Origin of the sequence: Kitasatospora sp. NPDC008115 (assembly GCF_042957205.1) — a bacterium.
GTDB lineage: Bacteria > Actinomycetota > Actinomycetes > Streptomycetales > Streptomycetaceae > Kitasatospora.
In genome coordinates this window covers 33,383-55,557 of sequence record NZ_JBIBHU010000040.1, presented here as the reverse complement: position 1 = coordinate 55,557, position 22,175 = coordinate 33,383, and the positions used below count along the sequence as shown (strand labels likewise).

Sequence of the window (22,175 nt, the reverse complement as noted above, 5' to 3'; positions counted from 1 at the left end):
ACCAGAGCCACCACCGACTCCGGACCCACACCAAGCCCTACGAGACGACGCGCCAGACGCGACGACCGCTCATCCAACTCCCGATACGACACCTCGACGCCGTCACACACCACCGCCACGGCATCCGGAGTCCGCGCCGCCTGCTCCGAGAACAACCCCGGAACCAGACCACCCGACTCCGCCACCCCCGTCGCATTCCACTCCACCAGCATCCGACGACGCTCGACCTCACCCAGCACATCCACCGACCCCACCCGCGAAGCAGGGTCGTGCTCCAGCGCCGTGACCAAGCCGTCGAGGCAGGCGTGCACCAGGGCGCAGACGTACTCGGGGTCGGCCGGGTCGACGGCCTCGACGACCACGGCGAAGCCGGTGCCGTCGTCGTCGACGGCCACGTCCAGCGGGAAGTTGGTGCGGTCCTCGTAGTAGAGCTTGGTGATGCCTTCGAGCCGCTCGCCGGTCCCGGTGGCCGGCCGGACGTGCCGGTAGTTGAGGAGCGAGGTGAACAGCGGGGTCCCGCCGGCCAGACCGCTGGCCGTCTGGGCCAGGGTCAGCGGCGCGTGCTCGTGGACCATCAGTTCGGCGAGCTGGCCGCGCAGGCCGTCGACCGCCTCGCGGACGCCCTGGTCGGCGAGGCGGACGCGCACCGGCAGGGTGTTGATGAACAGGCCGGGCACCCGGTCGGCGCCCGCGCCCGCGTTCATCCGGCCGAACAGGACGCTGCCGAACACCACGTCGTCACGGCCGGCCAGCGCGCCGAGGACCCGCGCCCACACCAGGTGGAACACCGTCGCCGGGCTGACGCCCAGGGACCGCGCCGCCTCCCGGGTGCGGCGGGCGAGTTCGCCGTCGACGGGCAGCTTGGCCTGGGCGACCCGGCTGCCGTCGCCGTGGACGTCCAGCATCCCGTACGGGGCGGTGGGCTCGGTGACGTTCCCGAGCAGCTCGGCGAAGTAGCGCTCGTGCTCCTCGCGCGGCACGCCGAGGCGGGCCCGGGCCACGAACTCGCGGTACGGCAGCGGCTCGGGCAGCTCCGCCGTCCGGTCCGTCAGGAAGGCCCGCGCCTCGGAGAGCAGGGTGTCCATCGTCGTGTGGTCGCGGACGATGTGGTGCATCGACAGCAGCGCCAGCCAGCGCCGGCCGTCCGCGTGCGGTGCGATGTGCACCCGCATCAGCGGCGCCCGGTCCATGTCCAGCCGGCCGCCGGCCGCGGTGAGCAGCTGCTCGACCGGCTCCGCGCCGGCCGGGTCCAGCGCGACCTCGGTGACCGGCAGTTCGGCACGGCGGACGACCACCTGGACCGGCTCGCGCAGGCCCTCGGAGATGATCGCGGTGCGGTAGACGTCGTGCCGGTCGACCATCCACTGGAGCGCCCGCAGGAAGCCGTCCAGCCGCTCGCGGGAGTCCAGTTCGACCACCGACGGCTTCAGGTAGACGTCGCCGCCGTCCTGGTCCGCCAACAGGTGGTGGAAGTACATGCCCTCCTGCAACGGCGCCAGCGGGTACACGTCCGCCACGTTCGCCGCGCCGCCCGGCACGGCGGCGACCACGGTCGCCAGCTCGGCCTCGGTCAGCTCGACCAGCGGCAGCATCGCCGGGGTCAGCCCGGTGGCGCCGGCGGGGATCAGGTTCGGCGGCACCACGAGTTCCGCCGGACCGGTCGCCACGGCCAGCGCGGCCGGGGTCGGCGCGTCGAACAGCGTGCGCACCGACACCGTGATGCCACGCGCCCGCAGCCACTGCACCAGGGTGATGGCCAGCAGCGAGTGGCCGCCGAGCAGGAAGAAGCTGTCGTCGACGCCGACCGCGGGCAGGCCGAGGACCTCGGCGAAGCCCTGGCAGACCAACTCCTCCTGGACGGTGGCCGGCGCCCGGCCGCCGCCGGCCTCGGCGCCGAGGTCCGGGGCGGGCAGCGCCCGGCGGTCCAGCTTGCCGTTCACCGTCAGCGGCAGCGCGTCCAGCACCACGAACACCGACGGCACCATGTGCGCGGGCAGCCGCTCCGCGGCGTCCGTGCGCACCGCGTCCACGTCGATGTCCGCGGCCGTGCCGCCCTTGGCCGGGGCCAGGTAGGCCACCAGCCGGCCGTCGCCCGGGGCGGCCTGGTGGACCGTGACGGCGACCCGCGCGCCGCCCGCGCCGGCGGCCAGCACCGACTCGATCTCGCCCAACTCCACCCGCTGCCCGCGGATCTTGACCTGGTCGTCGCCGCGTCCGAGGTACTCCACCTCGCCGTCCGCCGTCCACCGCACCAGGTCTCCGGTGCGGTAGAGCCGCTCGCCGGCCGGCCCGAACGGACTGGCCACGAACCGCTCGGCCGTCAGCGCGGCCCGGCCCACGTAGCCGCGCGCCAGCTGCGCGCCCGCCAGATAGAGCTCTCCCGTCACACCGGGCGCGACCGGGCGCAGCCGGCCGTCCAGGACGTACAGCCGGGTGTTGGTCACCGGCGCGCCGATGGTCACCCGGGCGCCGTCCTCGGCGGAGCAGCGCGTCGCGGTGACGTCGATCGCCGCCTCCGTCGGGCCGTACTGGTTGTACAGCGGTACGTCGAGCGCCGCCAGGAAGCGGTCCCGCAGCGCCGCCGACAGGCCCTCGCCGCCGGAGAAGACGATCCGCAGGCCGGTGCAGCCGGCCGCCCCCGGCTCGCGGAGGAACAGCTCCAGCATCGACGGCACGAAGTGCACGACGGTGACGCCGGTCTCCCGCACCAGCTCCGCCAGGTAGGCCGGGTCACGGTGGCCGCCCGGGCGGGCCACCACCAGGGAGGCGCCCTGCGTCAGCGGCCAGAAGATCTCCCAGACCGAGACGTCGAAGCCGAACGGCGTCTTCTGCACCAGCCGGTCGGCGGCGGTCAGGCCGTACGCGTCCTGCATGCCCAGCAGGCGGTTGACGATCGCGCGGTGCGCGGTCGTCACGCCCTTGGGCCGCCCCGTCGAGCCCGAGGTGAACAGCACGTAGGCGGGGTGGTCCGGCAGCAGCGGCGACACCCGGTCGGCGTCGGTCAGCGGCGAGCCGTCCAGGGCGGCCAGCTCCTCGACGAGCGCCGGGTGGTCCAGCGCCAGCACCGGCACCCCGGCGGCCGCCGGCAGACCGGCGGCGAGCGGACGGGACGTCAGGACGACGACGGGCGCGCTGTCGGCGAGCATGCCGGCCACCCGCTCCGCCGGGTGCTCCGGGTCGACCGCCACGTAGGCGCCGCCGGCGGTGGCCACGGCGAGCACGGCCACCACCAGGTCGACGGAGCGCTCCAGCATGACGGCGACGGCCGACTCAGGCCCGACGCCGCGGCCGGCCAGCAGCCGGGCCAGGCGGTTCACCCGCGTCCACAGCTCCGCGTAGGACAGCTCCTCGTAGGACGGGACGGCGGAGGAGAGGGTGGCGGCGGACGGGTCGGCACGCTCGACCAGCAGGGCCGTCGCGTCCGGCGTCCGCGCGGCCTGGGCGGCCAGCAGCTCCGGCAGCGTCGTGTCCGGCACCTCGACCGCGGTCTCGTTCCACTGCTCCAGCACCTGGCGCCGGACCGCGTCGTCGAGCACGTCCACGGTCGCGAACCGGCTGTCCGGGGCCTCCGTCAGGGCCCGCAGCAGGTTGTCGAGCGCCGTGTGCAGCATGGCGGCGACCCGGTGCGGGCCGACCCGCCCGGGGGCGCGCACGGTGATGGCGAACCGGGAGCCGTCGTCGTCGACGGCCGCGCTCAGCGGGAAGCCGGCGCCCTCCCGGGTCTGGGTGACGGTGACGCCGTCGAGCAGGGCGTCGGGCCCCTGGACGGCGGGGCCGGCGTGCCGGTAGTTGAACAGCGAGCTGAACAGCGCGCCGCCGCCGGCCGGCAGGCCGCTGGCCGCCTGGGCGACGGCGAGTGGGGCGTGCTCGTGCACCAGCAGGTCGGCCAGGTGGCCGCGCAGTCCGTCCAGCGCCTCCGCCACCGAGAACCCGTCCAGGCGGACCCGGACCGGCAGGGTGTTGATGAACAGGCCGGGCACCCGGTCCGCGCCGGCGCCGGCGCTCATCCGGCCGAACAGCACGGTGCCGAACACCACGTCGTCGCGGCCCGAGACGGCCCCGAGCACCCGGGCCCAGGCGAGGTGGAACAGCGTGGCCGGGCTGACGCCCAGCGAACGGGCCGTCTCCCGGGTCCGGCGGGCCGTCCCCTCGTCCACCGGCACCCGCCCGCGCTCCGTCTCGGCGTTGTCGCCGAGCAGGTCGGTCAGGCCGAACGGGGCGGTGGTCTCGGTGACATCGCCGAGCAGCTCGGCGAAGTAGCGCTCGTGCTCCTCGCGCGGCACCCCCAGGCGCGCCTGCGCGACGAACTCGCGGTACGGCAGCGGCTCCGGCAGCTCGTCGGCGCGGCCGGCCAGGTACGCCCGCACCTCGTCGAGCAGCACGTCGCGCGCGGTGTGGTCCTGGACGAGGTGGTGGATGCGCAGGACGGCCAGCCACCGGTCCGTGCCCGGCTCCGCCGCGGTGTGCATGCTCAGCAGCGGCGCCCGGTCCAGCTCCAGCCAGCCGCCGGCCGCGGCCAGCAACTCCTCCGCCGGGTCCGCGCACCCGGCGTCGAGGGCGACCTCGGTGACCGGCAGCGCGGCCTCGCGGAGGACCACCTGGACGGGCTCGCGCAGACCGTCCCAGACGACGGCGGTGCGGTAGACGTCGTGCCGCGCCAGCACCCGGCGCAGCGCCTCGGTGAAGGCGTCCAGCCGTCGGCGGGAGTCGAAGGCGAGCGAGACGGGCAGCAGGTAGGCGTCGCCACCGGCCTCCCGGTCGGCCATCAGGTGGTGGAAGAAGATGCCCTCCTGGAGGGGGGCGAGCGGGTACACGTCCGCGATGTTCGCCGCACCGCCGGGGACGGCGGCGACGACAGCGGCGAGTTCGGCGTCGGTGAGGTCGACCAGCGGCAGCATCGCCGGGGTCAGCGCGGTGGCGCCCTCCGGGATCAGGTTGGCCGGGACGGCCAGCTGCTCCCCGCCGGTGGCGTGGGCCAGGCTCGCCGGGGTCGGGGTGGCGAACAGGGCGCGCACGGAGACGGTGACGCCGCGCGAGCGCAGGCGCTCGACCAGGGAGACGGCGAGCAGGGAGTGGCCGCCGAGGGCGAAGAAGTCGTCGTCCACGCCGACCAGCGGCAGGCCGAGGACCTCGGCGAAGACCTGGCAGATCAGCTCCTCGCGCACGTCCGCCGGGGCGCGGCCGACGCCGGAGACGTACTCCGGGGCGGGCAGGGCCTTGCGGTCCAGCTTGCCGTTGACGGTCAGCGGCAGCGTCTCCAGGAGCATGAACGCCGACGGGACCATGTAAGCGGGCAGGCGCTCGGAGACGTACGCGCGCACCGCGTCCACGTCCATGGCTTCGCCTGCGACGAGGTACGCGACCAGGCGCTTGTCCCCCGGCACATCCTCACGGACCACCACGGCCGCCTGCGCGACCCGCGGGTGACCGGCGACGACCGCCTCCACCTCGCCCGGCTCGACGCGGAAGCCGCGGATCTTCACCTGCGCATCGGCGCGGCCCGCGAAGACGAGTTGGCCGTCGGCGGTCCAGCGGACACGGTCGCCGGTGCGGTAGAGCCGCTCACCCGAACCGAAGGGATCGGCGATGAAACGTTCCGCCGTCAGGACGGGCTGGTGGGCGTAGCCACGGGCCAACCCGACACCGGCGACGTACAGCTCGCCGGTCACCCCGACCGGAACGGGCGCGAGCGCGTCGTCCAGGACATAGGCACGGGTGTTGTCCAGCGGACGGCCGATCGGCAGCACGTCGCCAGCAACGTCATGGGCCTCGTGCTGGGTCGCGCAGAGCGTCACCTCGGTCGGCCCGTACAGGTGTCGGACGACCAGGCCTTCGTTGTGTTCGAGCAGGCGCCGCACGGACGCCGCCGGGACGACATCGCCACCGGTCAGAACCTCGCGGACACCCTTGAAGCACTCCGGGTCCTGATCAGCCAGGACACGCAGCAGGCCGGCCGTCACGTGGACGTGGGTCAGCCCGTGTCCGGCGACCAGTTCCCGCAGCACGGCGGCATCCATCGCCACCGGCTCAGCCACCACGACCGTCCCGCCGGACAGCAGCGGCACCCACAACTCGTAGGACGAAGCGTCGAACGCGTGCGGAGCGTGGAACAGCACCCGCATGTCCGCCGACCCACCCCAGCACCCGTCCAGCGCCAGCGCGACGAGGTCCCGCTGCGTGGTCACGACGCCCTTCGGCACACCCGTCGAACCGGAGGTGTACATCACGTACGCCGCGCGGTCCAACAGCCCCGCAACCGACGGAACCTCGCCGTGACCGGCCGGAACCGCATCCGCGAACACCACCGGCAGGCCCGCCGGAACGTCCGACGCCAGGTCCGGCGTCGTCACCACGCACACCGGGCGGGCGTCCGCGAGCACGGCCTCGACCCGCGCCGACGGCCACGCCACGTCCACCGGCACGAACGCCCCACCGGCCTTCAGCACCGCCAGCAGCACGACCACCAGGTCCGCCGAACGCTCCATCACCACGGCAACCGGCGACTCCACACCGACACCGCGCTCCACCAGCACCGACGCCAGACGGTCAACACGCTCGTCCAACTCACGATAAGAGAGCGACAGTTCACCACCCACCAGCGCCACGGCCTCCGGCGTACGCGCGACCTGCGCCGCGAACACCTCCGACACCGACAACTCCGGCACCGAAGCAGCCGTGTCGTTCCACTCCCCCACCACCAGCGCGCGCTCCGCCGCGTCCACCACCTCCACCGCCGACACCCGCAGCGCGGGATCGGCGGCGAGCGCGTCCAGCACCCGCACCAGGCGGCCGGCCAGCCGCCGGAGCGTGTCGTGGTCGAACAGGTCGGCCGAGCCCATCAGCACACCGCGCAGGCCGGCCGGCGCACCGTCGGCGTCGAAGACCTCGCCGACCGTGACCTCCAGGTCGAACTTGGCGCCGGAGCGGCCGAGCACCAGGGCCTCACCGCGCAGACCGGGCAGGTCGACGGACGAGCCGATGTCCAGCGGGGCGAGGAAGACCTGGAACAGCGGGTGCCGGGCCAGCGAGCGGGCCGGGGCCAGCTCCTCCACCAGGCGCTCGAACGGCACGTCCTGATGGCCGTAGGCGCCCACGGTGGTGCCGCGCACCCGGTCCACGACCTCGGCGAAGGTCGGGTCGCCGGAGAGGTCGGTGCGCACGACGAGGGTGTTGACGAAGCAGCCGATCAGGTCGTTCAGCGCCTCGTCGGTGCGCCCGGCGATGGGCGAGCCGATCGGGATGTCGGTGCCCGCGCCCAGCCGGGAGAGGGTCACGGCAACGGCCGCCTGGAGCACCATGAACAGGGTGGCGCGGCGCTCCCGGGCCACGGCGGCGAGGGCGCGGTGGGTGTCGGCCGACAGGCTCACGCCGACCGCGTGGCCACGGTGGGAGACCTCCGCGGGGCGCGGACGGTCGGCGGGCAGGGCGAGTTCCTCGGGGACGTCCGCCAGGGCGTCGCGCCAGTACTCGACCTGGCGCGAGCCCAGTGCGGCCGGGTCCCGCGGGTCGCCCAGCAGGTCGCGCTGCCAGTACGCGTAGTCGGCGTACTGGATCGGCAGCGGCTCCCACTGCGGGGCCCGCCCCGCGCACCTGGCCGCGTAGGCGGTGGACAGGTCGCGGGCGAGCGGGCCGCCCGACCAGCCGTCGGTGGCGATGTGGTGCAGTACCAGGACGAGGATGTGCTCGTCCTCGCTCAGCTCGAACAGCCAGGCCCTGAAGGGCACTTCGGTGGCGAGGTCGAACGGGTGCCGGGCGGCCCGGGCGACGGCGCCGGTGAGCTCCGCCGCGGTGATCCCGGTGCCGGGCGGCGCGTCGGCCACCTCGACGGCGGGCAGGTCCAGCACCGCCCGGTCCCAGGCGAGGTCGTGCAGCGCGGGCAGGCCGGGGTGCGCCCGCCCCGTGTCTTCCGCCCCGAGCACCCGCACCACGGCGAGTTCCCACGGCAGGTCGGCGGGATCCAGGATCCGCTGGCCGGGCTCACCGTCCACCTCGGGGAAGACGGTCCGCAGCGCCTCGTGGCGGCCGATCAGGTCCCGCAGGGCGGCGCCCAGGGCCTGCTGGTCGAGCCGTCCGGTGAGGCGAACGACGGTGGCGCTGTTGTAGGTGGAGCTCGCTCCCTCCACGCGCCACTGGAGCCACATCCGCCGCTGGGCGAAAGACATGGGGATCATCGTTTTATTCCTCCCTCGGACGCGGCCGCAGGGCCGGCCGGGCGTTCTGTGCGTGGTGGGCGTTGTCGGCGAGCCAGGCCGCGAGGCCGGCGGGGGTGGGGTCGGCGAACAGCTCCTGGATCGGCAGTTCCTCGTCCAGCAGGACGCGGACGCGGCTGACCAGGCGGGTCGCCAGCAGGGAGTGGCCTCCCAGGGTGAAGAAGTCGTCCTCGACGCCGACCGCCGGGAGTCCGAGGACCTCGGCGAAGGCTGCGCACAGGACGCGCTCGCGCTCGTTGGCCGGCTCCCGGCGGGCCTGCGCCGCGCCGGCGTGCTCGGGGGCGGGCAGGGCCGCGCGGTCGAGCTTGCCGTTGGCGGTCAGCGGCAGGGCGCCGAGGACGACGACGGCGGAGGGGACCATGTGCTCGGGCAGCCGGCCGGCGGCGAACTTGCGGACCAGGTCGGCGAATCCGGCGTCCTCGGCGTCCTCCTCGTCGACCGGGACGACGTAGCCGACCAGCCTCGGCTCTCCGGTGCCCTCGGTCCGGGCGACGACGACCGCCTGCTCGACGCGGCCGTAGCCGGCCAGCACGGAGGCCACCTCGCCGGGCTCGACCCGGTAGCCGCGGATCTTCACCTGGTCGTCGGCGCGGCCGGCGAAGACCAGCCGCCCCTCGGGGGTCCACCGCACCCGGTCGCCGGTGCGGTACAGGCGCCCGCCGGAGCCGAACGGGTCGGCGACGAAACGTTCCGCCGTCAGCGCGGCACGGCCGACGTAACCGCGGGCCAGCTGGGCGCCCGCGATGTACAGCTCGCCGGCGACGCCGACCGGGGCGGGGCGCAGTGCGTCGTCGAGGACGTACACCCGGGTGCCGGGCACCGGGGTGCCGATCGGCAGGGTGCCGTCGGCGAGCGCGGCCTCGTCGAGCCGGGCGGTGACCACGCCGATGGTGGTCTCGGTGGGGCCGTAGTGGTTGTGCACGGTCCGCTCGCCGGCCTGCGCGACGAGTCGGCGGGCCCAGTCGAGGGGGGCGGACTCGCCGCCGAGGACCAGGGAGCGGGCCGGCAGGGCGTCCGCGCCGCTCTCGCCGCCGAGCGCGGCGAGGTGGGAGGGCACCGCCTTGAGGTGGTCGATGCGGTGCTCGGCCAGGTAGCGGGCGACCACGGCCGGGTCGACGGCGGCCCGGGCGTCGAGGATGTGCAGTTCGCCGCCGGTGGTCAGGCTGCCGAAGACCGTGGTGTTGCCGAGGTCGGTGGCCTGGGCCTGGAGCAGCGCGTACCGGGTGCCGGGTTCGCCGAAGCCGACCCGGGCGGGGACGGCCGCGAGGTAGGCGGCCAGGCCGCCGTGGGTGACGGCGACGCCCTTGGGGCGGCCGGTGGAGCCGGAGGTGTAGATGACGTAGGCGGTCTGGCCGGGGAGGGTCTCGCGGGCCGGGGCGGGGGCCTGGGCGGCGAGTTTGGCCTCGGTGGCCGGGTCGTCGAGGGCGACCGTCAGGACGCGGCGCAGCGGCAGTTCGTCCAGGTCGTCCTCAAGGCCGACCACGACGGCGGCGCGGCTGTCGGCGACCATGTGGGCGACCCGCTCGGCGGGGTAGCCGGGGTCGATCGGCAGGTAGGCGGCGCCGGACTTCCAGACGCCGAGGATGGCGGCGGTCATCCGGAGCCCGCGCGGCAGGTGGAGGGCGACGACGCTCTCCGGGCCGACGCCGAGCCGGTTGAGGTGGCCGGCGAACCGGTCGGACCAGTCGTCGAGCGCGCGGTAGCTGTGGCGCTCGCCGCCGTCGACCAGGGCGGTCGCCTCCGGGGTGGCGGCCGCCTGCCGGCGGAACAGCTCCGGGGCGGTGGCGGGGGTGGCGGCGGGGACGGCGCCGGCGCCGCTCCACTCCTGGAGCAGCAGCGCGCGCTGGGTGTCGTCGAGGACCTCGATCGCGGCGAGCGGGGTGCGCGGCGCGTCGGTGAGCGCCTCGACGAGGTTGGCGAGGCCGGTGGTGAGCAGCGCGTGGACGCGGTCGGGGTCGGCGGGGGCGAGCGCGCTGACGTTGATGACGAATCCGGTGCCGGAGTCGCTGACCGAGACGTTCAGCGGGTAGTTGGTGTACTCGCGGCTGACCAGGACGCCGATGCCGTCGAGGTCGATGCCGGACTCGTGGACGGTCTGCCCGTGGCGGTAGTTGAAGATCGAGGTGAACAGCGGGCGGCCACCGGGCACCCCGCTGGCCGCCTGGGCGACGGCGAGCGGCGCGTGCTCGTGTTCGAGCAGGCCGGCGAGCTGCCGGCGCAGTGCCGTGAGGGCGTCGTCGACGGTGGTGCCGTCGAGGCGGACGCGGACCGGCAGGGTGTTGAGGAAGGGGCCGGGGACGCGGTCGGCGCCGGCGCCGGCGTTCATCCGGCCGAGCAGCACGGTGCCGAAGACGACGTCGTCGCGGCCGGAGAGCGCGGCCAAGGCGCGGGCCCAGGCGAGGTGGAAGACCGCCGCCGGGCTGACGCCGAGGGTGCGGGCCAGTTCGCGGACCCGTTCGGCCAGCCGGTCGTCGACCTCGGCCTGGGCGCGGCCGAGGTCGGTGCCGACGCGGCGCACGTCCAGCTGGCCGAACGGGGCGGTGGTCTCGGTGACGTCGCCGAGCAGTCCGGCGAAGTGGCGCTGGTGCTCCTCGCGGGAGACGCCGAGGCGGGCCTGGGCGACGAAGTCGCGGAACGGCAGCGGTTCGGGCAGTTCGTCGACCCGGTCGGCGAGGAAGGCGCGGACCTCGCCGAGCAGCACGTCCATGGAGGTGCGGTCGCGCACCAGGTGGTGGATGCGCAGCAGGGCGAGGTGGCCGTCGCCGTCGGGCTTCGGGGCGGTGTGGACGCCCATCAGCGGGGCGCGGCCGAGGGCCATCCAGCGGCCGGCGGCGGTGAGCAGCTGCTCGGCCGGTTCGGCGCCGGCCGGGTCCAGGGTGAGGTCCTGGACGGGCAGGGCGGCCTCGCGCAGGACGACCTGGACGGGCTCGCGCAGGCCTTCCCAGGCGATCGCGGTGCGGTAGATGTCGTGGCGGTCGACGACCCGCTGGAGTCCGGCGAGGAAGCCGTCCAGCCGGGCCCGGGTGTCGAATTCGAGTACCGCCCAGCTCATGTACGGGTCGGCCTCGCCCTCGGCGCGGGCCAGGTGGTGGAAGAAGATGCCTTCCTGGAGCGGGGCGAGCGGGTAGACGTCGGCGATGTTCGCCGCGCCGCCGGGGACCGCGGCGGCGATGGTGGCGATCTCGGTGTCGGTGAGCTCGACCAGCGGCAGCATGGCGGGGGTGATCGCGGTGGCGCCGGCGGGAATGAGGTTGGCCGGGACGGCGATCGGCTCCGGCGCGGAGGCCGCGGCGAGGGCGGCGGGGGTCGGGGCCTGGAACAGGGCGGGGACGGAGACCGGGACCTGCTGCTCGCGCAGCCGGGCGACCAGGGTGACGGCGAGCAGGGAGTGGCCGCCGAGGGCGAAGAAGTCGTCGTCGACGCCGACCGCGGGCAGGCCGAGGACGTCGGCGAAGGCGCGGCAGATCAGTTCCTCGCGGGCGTCCGCCGGGGCGCGGCCGCCGCCGGCGGCGGGGCCGGGGGCGGGCAGGGCGTGCCGGTCGAGCTTGCCGTTGGCGGTCAGCGGCAGCGCGTCGAGCAGGACGAAGGCCGCGGGGACGAGGTGTCCGGGCAGTCGTTCGGCGGTGAACCGGCGGACGGTGTCGGCGAGTTCGGCGCTGTCGCCGGCGGGGACCAGGTAGGCGGTGAGCCGCGGGTCGCCGGGGACGTCCTCGCGGACGACGACGGCCGCCTGGGCGACCTGCGGGTGTTCGGCGAGGACGGCGCGGACCTCGCCGGGCTCGACGCGGAAGCCGCGGATCTTGACCTGGTCGTCGGTGCGGCCGGCGAAGACCAGCTGTCCGTCGGCGGTCCAGCGGGCCCGGTCGCCGGTGCGGTAGAGGCGCTCGCCGGAGTCGAACGGGTTGGCGACGAAACGTTCCGCCGTCAGTCCGGGGCGGCCGACGTAGCCGCGGGCCAGCTGTGCGCCGGCGAGGTAGAGCTCGCCGGCCGTGCCGACCGGCACCGGGCGCAGCGCGTCGTCCAGGACGTACGTCCGCACGTTGCCGACGGGGGTGCCGAGCGGGACGGCGCCGGCGGCGGCGGTGCGGGCGTCCAGCCGCCCGGTGACCACGCCGATGGTGGCCTCGGTGGGCCCGTAGTGGTTGTACACGGCGCGCTCGCCCGCGGCGGCCAGCAGCTGTCCCGCCCAGGCGGGCGTGGCGGCCTCGCCGCCGAGCACCAGGGACTTGGCGGGGACGAGGCCGGCCGGGCCGGCGGCCGAGCCGAGGGCGGCCAGGTGCGAGGGGACGGCCTTGAGGTGGTCGATCCGGTGCTCGGCGAGGTAGGCGGTGAGCCGGCCGGGGTCGGTGGCGGCGTCGGCGTCCAGGACGTGGACGGTGCCGCCCGTGGTCAGGGCGGCGAAGAGCACCGTGTTGCCGAGGTCGGTGGTCTGCGCCTGGAGCAGCGCGTAGCGGTCGCCGGGCGCGCCGAGGCCGATCCGGCCGGGGACGGTGGCCGTGTAGTTGGCCAGGCCCCCGTGGGTGACGGCGACGCCCTTGGGGCGGCCGGTGGAGCCGGAGGTGTGGATCACGTAGGCCAGCCGGCCCGGCAGTACCGCCGCCGGGGCCGGGCGCCCGGCGGCGTCGACCTCGGCCGCGACCGCCGGGTCGTCCAGGCACACCACGCGCTCGGCGCTCAGGCCCGCGACCAGCTCGCGGTGGCCCAGCAGCAGCCGGGCGCCGCTGTCGGCCAGCACGAACTCCAGCCGCTCCAGCGGGTGTTCCGCGTCGAGCGGGGCGTAGGCGGCGCCGGCCTTCCAGACGCCCAGCAGGGCCGTGATCATCTCGACGCCGCGCGGCAGGCAGAGCGCCACCACCGATTCGGCGCCGACGCCGGCGCCGCACAGCCAGGCCGCCAGGCGGTCCGACCGGGCGTCCAGCTCGGCGTAGCTCAGCTCGGTCCCGTCGCACACCACGGCCGGCGCGTCGGGCGTGCGCGCCGCCTGCGCCGCGAACAGCTCCGGCACGGACGCCTGCGGCACGGCCACCGCCGTGTCGTTCCAGTCGCGCACCACCCGGGCGCGCTCGGCGGCGTCCAGCACGTCGAGGCCGGCGACGGCGTCGGTGGGCCGGGCGGCGGCCAGCGCGCGCAGGACGCGGTGGTAGCGGTCGGCGATGCCCGGGCCGGCGGCGGGATCGTGGCGCTCGGCGTTGAGCTGGACCAGGGTCTGCAGGCCGTCGCCGTCGGCGGTGCCGATCAGGTCGATCTTGAGTTCCTCGGCGGGGCCGCTGGACAGGCCGGTCCGGACGGCCTCGCAGTCGCCGAAGCGCAGCGGGCGGTCCACCGTCATGACGTTGACGCTCAGGCCCCAGAGCGAGCCGTGGCCGACCAGCCGGCGCTCGGCCAGGAGGTCGCGCAGCTGGTGGCGCTGGTGGCGCAGGCCCGCGCGCAGCGCCTGGGCGGTGGCGCCCAGCAGTTCGGCGACGGTGGTGCGGTGGCCGATCGTGAAGCGGACCGGCAGCACGTTGGAGGTCATGCCGGGGACACCGAGCTCGGCCATGGCGGTGCGGCCGGTGACCGGGACGCCGACGGCGAAGTCCCGCAGGCCGGTGACCCGGTGGTGGTACACGGCGGCGGCGGCGATCGCCAGGGTGGCGAAGCCGGTCCGCAGGCCGCGGGCGGCCGCGCGCAGTGCGGCGGCGTCCTCGGGGTCCACGTCCCGGGCGTACACCACCGGGTGGCCGGACAGCCGCCGGCCGTGCGCCTCGCCGGTCGGCGGGAGGCCGGCCAGCGCCTCGGCCCAGAACCGCCGGTCGGCCTCCGGCCCGTCCGAGGCGCGGTAGGCGCGGTCGGCGTCCAGCAGCACCTTCAGCGGGCCGAGCGCGGCACCCTCGGGCTGCGCGCCGCGCAGGGCGGCCGTGTAGAGCGCGGCGACCCGGGCGGCGAAGGCGGTCAGGCTGGAGCCGTCCAGGACGGCGTGGTGGATCCGCTGGTACCACAGGCACCGGTCCTCGCCGAGGACGAGCACCGCGTGGGCGGCGAGCGGGCCGCCGGTCAGCGCGACCGGGCGGGAGAGGTCCGCCGTCATCCAGGCCCGAGCGGCCGTGAACGGGTCGTCCTCGCCCCGCAGGTCGACGACGTCCACCCGGTGCTCGTCCGCGGCACCGACGTACTGCCGCGGCGACTGCCCCTCCAGGCGGAAGCGCAGCCGGTAGGCCTCCGCTTCCTCCAGGGCCCGGCGGGTCGCCGCCACCAGCAGGTCCACCCGCACGTCGCCACGGAGGTCGAGGTACTCGGCGATGTTGTACGCCGGGTCCTCGGGTGCCAGTTGCTGGGCGTACCAGATGCCGAGCTGACCGGACATCAGCTCGTGCGATTCCGCCTGAGGCGCAGCCATTCCCGTCATCCCCTATTCGGCAGCGAGGCCCACGAGGTGGGCGGTGAGCGCGGACAGCGTGTCGATGTCCCAGAGCAGCGTGGGCTCGATGGGCAGACCCAGGTCGTCGGTGATCTCGCCGCAGAGGGCGAAGACGTACACCGAGTCGAGGCCGTACCCGGCGAGGGAGGCGTCGGGGTCGATCTCGCCGGCCGGGATCTGCAGGAAGTGCGAGACCCGGTCGGCCAGCCAGGCCCCGATCTCCTCGGGCGTGCGCACGGACTGCGTCAGTTCCGCATCGGTCATCGGTGGTTCCCTTCTCGGCCCGCGATCGGGCGGGCGGTCAGATCGAGGAGACGGTGCTCCCGGCAGCGCCGGACGGCCAGGTCGAAGAGCCGCTGCTCGACGTCCTCGCGTTCGGCCGGCGTGAGGACGGACTCGCCGCCGAGGCGGCCGGTGAGCCGGTCCAGGACGCCCAGCAGGGCCTCCCGCGGGTACTGCTCGCCGCCCTGGGCCCACACCGCGAGCGCGGACGCGGCGGCGAGCAGCACGGTGTAGCGGTCCGCCAGGGCGAAGGCCTGCGGCGGGGCGTCGATGGTGATCCCGGCCGGCCCGAGGGCGGCGCAGCGCTCGCGCAGGTCACGCAACTCGGCCTCCAGGCGGGCGGCGAAGCGGCCCACCGGGCCCGACTGCGGCCGCGCGGCGGCCTCGGTGATCACGCCGATCAGGCCGTCGCCGCGCGGCAGTCCGGCCGCGAGCCGGTCGAAGGGCAGGTCGGGCAGCGGCCCGCCGAGGTCGAAGACCTCCTTGGCGGCGGCGCCGTCGACCAGCCAGGAGCGGCGGGCCAGCCGGGGCAGCTGGGGCAGGATCATCACCAGGCAGGCGGCCCGCGAGACGTGGGCGAACGCGGCGGGGGCGATGTCCCTGGCCATCTTCTGGAAGATCGCGTAGGGGCCCTCGCGCAGGTAGCCGGCGGCGCCGAGCACCGAGCGCAGGTCCTCGAACCCGTCCAGCACCAGCCGGGAGGTCAGGTACTTGGCGGCGGGCGCGTAGACGGCCATCGCCCCGGGGTCCAGGTGCAGGGTGCGCAGGCCGACCCCGGCGAAGGCGTCGACGGCGAGCAGGTCTGCGTAGGCGCGCGCGATGGTGGCGCGCACGTACGGGATGTCGGCGGCGGTGCCCCCGTACAGGCGGCGCTCCAGGGCGAACTCCACCGCCGTGCGCAGCGCGGTGTCGAACGGGCCGACGCTCATGGCCGGCAGCACGGCCCTGGTGACCTGGTAGGAGCGCAGCGCGATCTCGATGCCCTGGCCGACGCCGCCGATCAGGGCGTGGCCCGGCGCCGGGCAGTCGGTGAAGCGGATGCCGCCGAGCTGGACGCCGCGCATGCCGGAGCTGGGGAAGCGCGGCAGGTCGAGGACCCGGTTCGCAGGCAGCTCGTCGCGGGTGACCAGGAACTGGCTGTGGCTGCGGCTGCCGGCCCGGTCGTCGGTGCGGGCGAACAGCACCATCGCCTCGGCCCGGCGCAGGTTGGTGACGATCTCCTTGCGGCCGGAGAGCAGCCAGCCGCCGTCGGCCGCCCGCGCGGTGAAGCCGGCCCGGGCGAAGTCGTTGCCGTGGGCGAGCTCGTGGAACGCGGCGGCGATCCTCCGGTTGGCGAGCAGCAGGTCGGCGGTGCGCCGCTGCTGCTCCCGGTCGCCGCCGGTCCAGATGTTGACGGAGGCGATGAAGGAGGCGAAGCCGTAGCCGAGGCCGAGCGACGGGTCGCGCCGCCAGACGGTGCGCAGCACCTCGGCGAGGGTGTCGGCGCGGCGCAGCCGGCCGCCGAGCGCGGCGGGCACGAACTCGGCGTTGAGGCCGAAGCCGTCGAGCAGGCGCTCACCCTCGGCGTGCATCTCCTGGCGCTCGTCGGCGGCCAGGGCGTGGGCGTGGCCGACGGGGTTCGCGGCGTCGCGCGGGTCTCCGAACAGGGCGTCGAGGCGCTCGGCGCTGCGGTGTCCGTCCTGCTCCTGGTCGATGAGCTCGCTCCGCTCGCTCATGCGGGTGCTCCTTCACTGCGGACGGCGGACAGGGGCAGCGGGGCGCCGAACGGGGTGACGGGCGCGCCGGTCTCGGCGGCCTCGGCGATGTGCCGCGACAGGGCGGCGTCGATCAGCTCGTCACCGGGGGCGCCGGCGGGCGCGGGGGTGCGCAGCACGGCGGCGAGCCGGGCGCGCAGGGCCCGCAGCGCGGCCCGGGCCCAGAGGCCGTCCTGCCAGAGCGGTTCGCCGCGGTGGGCGGGCGCGCCGTGCGTCCACAGGTGCAGGACGGCGGCGCCGGCGTAGCAGAGCTCGTAGGCGGCGGCCAGCTCGTAGGCGGCCATCGGCGGGCGGGCGGCCGGGCGGACCTCGGCCAGCAGGGTGCCGAGCCGGCGGGCGGCCCCGGCCAGGGCGGCGGCGTGTTCGGCCAGTCCGTCGGGGGCGCCGTGCGCGGCGAGCGCCTCGGCGAGCGCCGGCAGCGACTGGACGACGGAGCAGCCGGACCGCGAGAGCAGGGACTGCGCGCTCCGGTCGAGCGGGCGCGGCGGGGTGCCGGAGGCGGCCGCCTCGGCCAGGCCGTCCGCGTCGGCGTCACCGGCGGCCAGGGCCCGGGAGAGCCGGGGGAACTGCTGGGCGAGCGCGCTGCGGTTGACCGGGGTGCTGCCGTCGAAGACGGCGACCACCTGGTGGTCGCGCCACAGCTTCTGGAAGGCGCCGTGCTCGTAGGTGCCGGTGAGGTAGGAGCGCACGCCGAGCAGTTCGGACAGTTCGCCGAGCAGGGAGTCGACCAGGGTGGGCGCCAGTGACTTGACCACGGCGGACGTGACGCTGAGCTCGCCGGTGAGGCTGTGCACCGACCGGGCGCCGATCAGGGTGGTGGCCTCGGCGGCGGCCAGCAGGGCCGCGCAGCGGGCGAGGATCGAGCCGGGGTAGGCGCGGTCGAGCAGCGGGCGGTGCTGGATGATCCGCTCCGCCGTGAACCGGGCGACCAGCCGCAGGCCGTGCTCGCCGGCGCCCAGCGAGAGGGCGCCGCAGGTGATGCGGGTGAGCTGGAGGGCGCGCAGCACGGTCTCGACGCCGCTGCCGGCCGGGCCGAGCAGCGCGCCGGCCGGCAGCGGGGCGCCGTCGAACTCGATGCCGGAGATGTCGATGCCGCGGATGCCGTGGGTGGGGGCCTTGGCCGGGTTGCGCCAGGTGCCGGCGGGCAGCGCGGACTTGTCGACGACGAACAGGCTGTGGCCGCGGGCGGTCCCGGGCGTGCCGGTGCGGGCGAGCAGGGTGAGCCGTCCGCCCCGGGTGGCGTTGTTGACGGGCCACTTGAGGCCGTCCAGCCGGTAGCCGTCCCCGGTGGCGGTGGCGGTGAGGCCGCCGTTGAGCAGGTCGGCGCCGTGGTCGGGCTCGGAGAGCGCCCAGGCGATCGGGGTGCCGGCCAGGATCGCGGCGGCGGTGTCCTTCGCCTGCTCGGGGGTTCCGGCGTCCCAGACGGGGGCGGCGCCGAGGTAGGTCTTGCCGTGCGCGACCGCGATGCTGACGTCCCGCCGGGCGACGCCGCGCCAGAGGCCGATCAGCTGCTCGTGGTCGTGCAGGGCGCCGCCCCACTCGGCCGGCACGTAGTGGGCGGGCAGGCCGAGGGCGTCGAGCCGGGCGCAGGCCTCGGCGGGGAAGCGCTCGGCGGCGTCGAGGGCGGCGCTGTCGCGGGCGAGGTCCTCCAGGTCGCCGAGGGCCGCCTCCAGGGCGTCGGCGGGGCTCGTCGGCGCGGTCATGCCGCACCGCCGCGCGCGATCAGGGCCAGCTGCGGGTCCAGCTCGGCGTGCAGGACGGTGAGCTCGCCGGCCAGGAAGCGCTCGCGCATCGCGGTGCGCTGGATCTTGCCGCTGGTGGTGCGGCTGACGGTGCCGCGGCGCACCAGCAGGACGTTGCGGCAGGGCACGTCCGCCTCGGTGGAGAGCCGGCGCTGGACGGCGCCGGCGACGGCGGGCAGGTCGTCGGCCCGCAGGGTGGGGCTGACCTCGTGGACCACGACGACCCGCTCGTCCGGGGCGGCGATGCCGAAGGCGGCCCCGACGAAGCCGGTCAGCGCCTGGTGCGCGGCGCGGGCCTCGCGTTCGACGTCCTGCGGGAAGAGGTTGCGGCCGCGGACGATCATCACCTCCTTGAGCCGGCCGGTGACGACCACCTCGCCGTCGACGAGGGCGCCGAGGTCGCCGGTGCGCAGCCAGGCGGTACCGGGCTCGTCGGGCAGCCTGGCGCCGAAGACCTGGTCGTTGAGGTCGGGCCGCTCCCAGTAGCCGCTGCCGACGCTCGGGCCGCTGACCCAGATCTCGCCGATCGCGCCGTCCGCGACGGCCAGGCCGGTGGCGGGGTCGACGATCCGCACCCGGATGCCGTGCGGGGCGCCGAGGGCGACCAGCGGACGGCCCTGCTCCGCGGGGACCTGCCGGACCTCGGGGTGCCCGGCGTCCTCCAGCCGGGCCCGGTCCACGGAGAACACCTTGGACGGGGTGCCGAGCCGGGTGCCGGAGACGTAGAGGGTGACCTCGGCCATCCCGTAGCACGGTGACAGCGCGTCGGGGCGCAGGCCGGCCGGGGTGAACCGCTCGGTGAAGGCCTCCAGGGTGGCGGCGTGCACCGGCTCGGAGCCGTTGCAGATGCGGCGCACGTGCGAGAGGTCGAGGTCCGCGAGGTCCCGGTCGTTGATCAGCCGGGTGCACACGTCGAGGGCGAAGTCGGGCACGGCGGTGACGGTGCTGCGCGACCACTGCATCATCCGCAGGTACTCCACCGGGCGGCGCACGAAGTCGCTCGGCGACATCAGGGTGACGGGAGCGCCGGCCATCAGCGGCGTGGTGAGCATCCCGAACAGGCCCATGTCGTGGTGGAGCGGCAGCCAGCTGCCGCAGCCGCCGGGGCCGTCGCCGAGGCCGAAGTACTCGCCGATGCTGCGGATGTTGGTGAGGATGTTGCGGTGCGAGAGCATCACGCCCTTGGGGCGGCCGGTCGAGCCGGAGCTGTACTGCAGCACGCCGAGGGTGTCCGGCGGCAGGTCGGGGGCGGTGGGCACGGCGGCCTCGCCGTCGCCGGCCTCCCCGGCCGCCTCGACCAGGGCGCCGTCCAGGCCGAGCGCGGCCAGCCGCTCGGCGAGCGCCTCCCGGTGGTCGGCGGTGGTGACGACCAGGGCCGGGGTGCAGTCGGCGGCGATGGCGACGGCGCGTTCGGTGGCGGTGGCCGAGCCGCCGAGCGGCGGGGTGGGCACCGCGATCAGGCCGGAGAACAGGCAGGCGAGGTAGAGCTCCACGAACTGGGTGCAGGTCGGCAGTGCGATCAGCACCCGCTCGCCCGGCGCGAAGCGGGCGGTCAGCCGTCCGGCGCGCAGCGCGGCGCGGCGGGCCAGTTCGGCGAAGCTCAGGCTCTCCTGCTCCTCGGCGTCGGAACCGCGGAACATCGTCAGCGCGGTCGCCTCCGGTTGCCGGGCGACCTGGGCGGCGAACGCGTCGCGCAGGTTCCGGTGGTCGGTGAGATCGGGCATCTCGGCACCCCTCCACGAAACGGGCCGGGCCCCGGCGTTCGCCAGGTCATCCGGCCGGATTGACGTTTTCCTCGGTTCGTTCGCCGGCCGCCGGGCGGCGGAGGAATTCCTCCGCCGTTCGTCCCGGCGCGGGCGGATCGAATACTTCCGCTTGCTGTTACTTGCTCTCCATCGCGGCGATCAGGCTCTTCGGCCGCAGATCGGTCCAGTTGGTCTCGATGTATTCGAGGCAGTCCTGCCGGGCGGCCTCGCCGAAGACCTTCCGCCAGCCGTCCGGAACATCGGCGAAGACCGGCCAGAGCGAATGCTGGCCTTCGTCGTTGACCAGGACCAGGAAGGAGGCATCGGGGTCGTCGAAGGGGTTCACAGCGCATTCCTTTCGTGCGGGGTATTTCCCGGGATCGGTTTCCGGCCGGTCTCACCCGGCCGGCGTCACCAACGCCATTCGCGCTGGTTGAGCAGGTGCTCGGCCTTGATGCCGCGGTCGGCGCACCAGGTGAGGAACTCGTTGATCTGCTGGATCTGGTAGGTGTCCTCGTTGTACGTGGTGGCCATGACGTGGCCGAGCCAGTGCTCCTCGCCCATGGCGTAGATGTAGGCCTCGGTGGCGCCGAACTCGGTCATGATCGCCGCGGCCTGCTGGGCGTTGGAGCCGGAGAGCTTGCGCGAGCGGCTCATCTTCTTCGGCACCGGGCTGGTGAGCAGCGCCTGGTAGAGCCAGGTGAGCGGCGCGCCGTCGCACTCCATGCCGAGGAAGCAGATGTCGGCGGTGCCCAGGTGGTTGCGGATGTGCCGGTAGAGGACCGGGTCGATGCCCGAGGAGTCCGCGCCGACGAACACCGACTTGCCCGCCAGGTCGACCCAGTAGGTCGACTTGGCCCGGATGTCCAGGTCGCAGTGCTCGCCGAGGAACGGCGTGGCGACGACCTTGCCGCCGGGGAACGGCACCTCGTCGAAGTCGTCCACCTCGACGACCGGGAAGCCGAGCTCCTTGAGGTAGAGCCCGATCGACGGGTCCTCCAGGTTGCCGCGCGAGGAGCGCGGGACGACCACGGCGCCGACCCGGCCGCGCAGCTGGAGCATGGTCTCCAGGACGATGTGGTCCTGGTGGCCGTGGGTGATCAGGACCAGGTCGATGAAGTCCGGCAGGTCGTCGTAGGTGTACCGGTCACCGGCGCTGGCGTCGGCGCTCAGGAACGGGTCGGTGACGATCGCCGCCTGCGGCGTCTGGAGCACCAGACAGGCGTGGCCGAAGTAGCGGATGCGGCCGCCGGCCTCGATGTGGCGGTCCTCCGAGACGCTCGGACGGTCCGACAGCAGCCCGGGCAGCAGGGCGGCCTGGGCGTCGGTGAGCTCCAGCGCCTCGCGCAGCCGGCCCACCGTGGTGGGGCGGAACCGGGCGCGGAACAGCTCCTCCAGGCCGGCGTGCCGGAACGGGATCTTCGCCTCCAGCACGTCCGGCGAGGCGAGCCGCGGCGTGCTCAGGATGAACGGCCGCTCGTAGCCGGGCTCCAGCGAGATCTGGACCGACTGCCGGTCCTCGCTGTACAGCCCGCCGCGGTAGGCCAGCGGCTCCATGAAGCGCACCGACGCCTGGTTGCTGGTGTCGTACGCCAGCTCCACCAGACCGCCGAGCTCCTTGGGCAGCTGCGGGTAGAACGGCGTCAGGTCGTAGCCGGTGGCGTTCTCGCGCAGCAGGTTCTCCGCGTCGGCGACCGCCTTGGCGAAGGCCAGCATGCCGGCCCGGTCGGTCTTGATCGAGTCGAGCAGCTCGCGGACCTCCGCGGCGCGCTCCTCGGCGATGTTGACGAAGTACCCGCCGCGCAGCTCCGGGTTGACGCTCGCCGCGACGTGCACCTGCGGATTGTCCAGATAGGACTCCAGCATCGGCACCTGGAGGAATGCGAGATTCATCGACGCCTGCACCGGAGCCACCGTGTGGAACCAGGCGTAGAACCGGTCCACCAACGGCTCGATGATGACGCGCGAACGCAGGAACATCTCGTCGTCGCTCATCACTGCACCACCCCCAGGGAATTTCATCGAGAAGAGTCATGACACGGAAT

General features: G+C 74.9%; 8 protein-coding genes. All 8 read right to left on the bottom strand.

Going from position 1 to position 22,175, the window contains the following annotated elements; translation table 11 throughout:
* On the bottom strand, positions 1-8,162 hold an 8,162-nt coding region (locus ACFZBX_RS34385; RefSeq protein ID WP_391537732.1), incomplete at its 3' end, for an amino acid adenylation domain-containing protein.
* A gap of 13 nt (positions 8,163-8,175) precedes the next feature.
* Complete coding sequence (locus ACFZBX_RS34380; protein ID WP_391537731.1) at positions 8,176-14,586, bottom strand: amino acid adenylation domain-containing protein; 6,411 nt, start codon at positions 14,584-14,586, stop codon at positions 8,176-8,178.
* Positions 14,587-14,598: 12 nt separating this feature from the next.
* Positions 14,599-14,871 (bottom strand): acyl carrier protein, encoded by a 273-nt coding sequence (locus ACFZBX_RS34375; RefSeq protein ID WP_391537730.1) that lies wholly within the window; start codon positions 14,869-14,871, stop codon positions 14,599-14,601.
* Positions 14,868-16,604, bottom strand: coding sequence for an acyl-CoA dehydrogenase (locus tag ACFZBX_RS34370; RefSeq protein ID WP_391537729.1), 1,737 nt, complete (start codon positions 16,602-16,604; stop codon positions 14,868-14,870). The genes ACFZBX_RS34375 and ACFZBX_RS34370 overlap by 4 nt, the downstream gene beginning before the upstream one ends.
* A complete protein-coding gene (locus tag ACFZBX_RS34365; RefSeq protein WP_391537728.1) occupies positions 16,601-18,346 on the bottom strand; it encodes an acyl-CoA dehydrogenase family protein in 1,746 nt (581 codons plus the stop codon). Before ACFZBX_RS34365 ends, ACFZBX_RS34370 begins: the two co-directional genes overlap by 4 nt.
* Positions 18,343-20,109, bottom strand: coding sequence for a fatty acyl-AMP ligase (locus tag ACFZBX_RS34360; protein ID WP_391537727.1), 1,767 nt, complete (start codon positions 20,107-20,109; stop codon positions 18,343-18,345). Before ACFZBX_RS34360 ends, ACFZBX_RS34365 begins: the two co-directional genes overlap by 4 nt.
* 157 nt (positions 20,110-20,266) lie before the next feature.
* Positions 20,267-20,476, bottom strand: a complete 210-nt coding sequence (locus ACFZBX_RS34355; RefSeq protein ID WP_093859912.1) for an MbtH family protein — start codon at positions 20,474-20,476, stop codon at positions 20,267-20,269.
* Between the two features lie 65 nt (positions 20,477-20,541).
* Positions 20,542-22,125, bottom strand: coding sequence for an MBL fold metallo-hydrolase (locus ACFZBX_RS34350; protein WP_380756978.1), 1,584 nt, complete (start codon positions 22,123-22,125; stop codon positions 20,542-20,544).
* Between the last annotated feature and the right edge of the window lie 50 nt (positions 22,126-22,175).

Coding starts and splice junctions, on each gene's coding strand:
- ACFZBX_RS34375 (WP_391537730.1), bottom strand. CDS start 14,871: ATGACCGATGCGGAACTGACGCAGTCCGTGCGCACGCCCGAGGAGATC.
- ACFZBX_RS34370 (WP_391537729.1), bottom strand. CDS start 16,604: ATGAGCGAGCGGAGCGAGCTCATCGACCAGGAGCAGGACGGACACCGC.
- ACFZBX_RS34360 (WP_391537727.1), bottom strand. CDS start 20,109: ATGCCCGATCTCACCGACCACCGGAACCTGCGCGACGCGTTCGCCGCC.
- ACFZBX_RS34350 (WP_380756978.1), bottom strand. CDS start 22,125: ATGAGCGACGACGAGATGTTCCTGCGTTCGCGCGTCATCATCGAGCCG.
- ACFZBX_RS34380 (WP_391537731.1), bottom strand. CDS start 14,586: ATGGCTGCGCCTCAGGCGGAATCGCACGAGCTGATGTCCGGTCAGCTC.
- ACFZBX_RS34365 (WP_391537728.1), bottom strand. CDS start 18,346: ATGACCGCGCCGACGAGCCCCGCCGACGCCCTGGAGGCGGCCCTCGGC.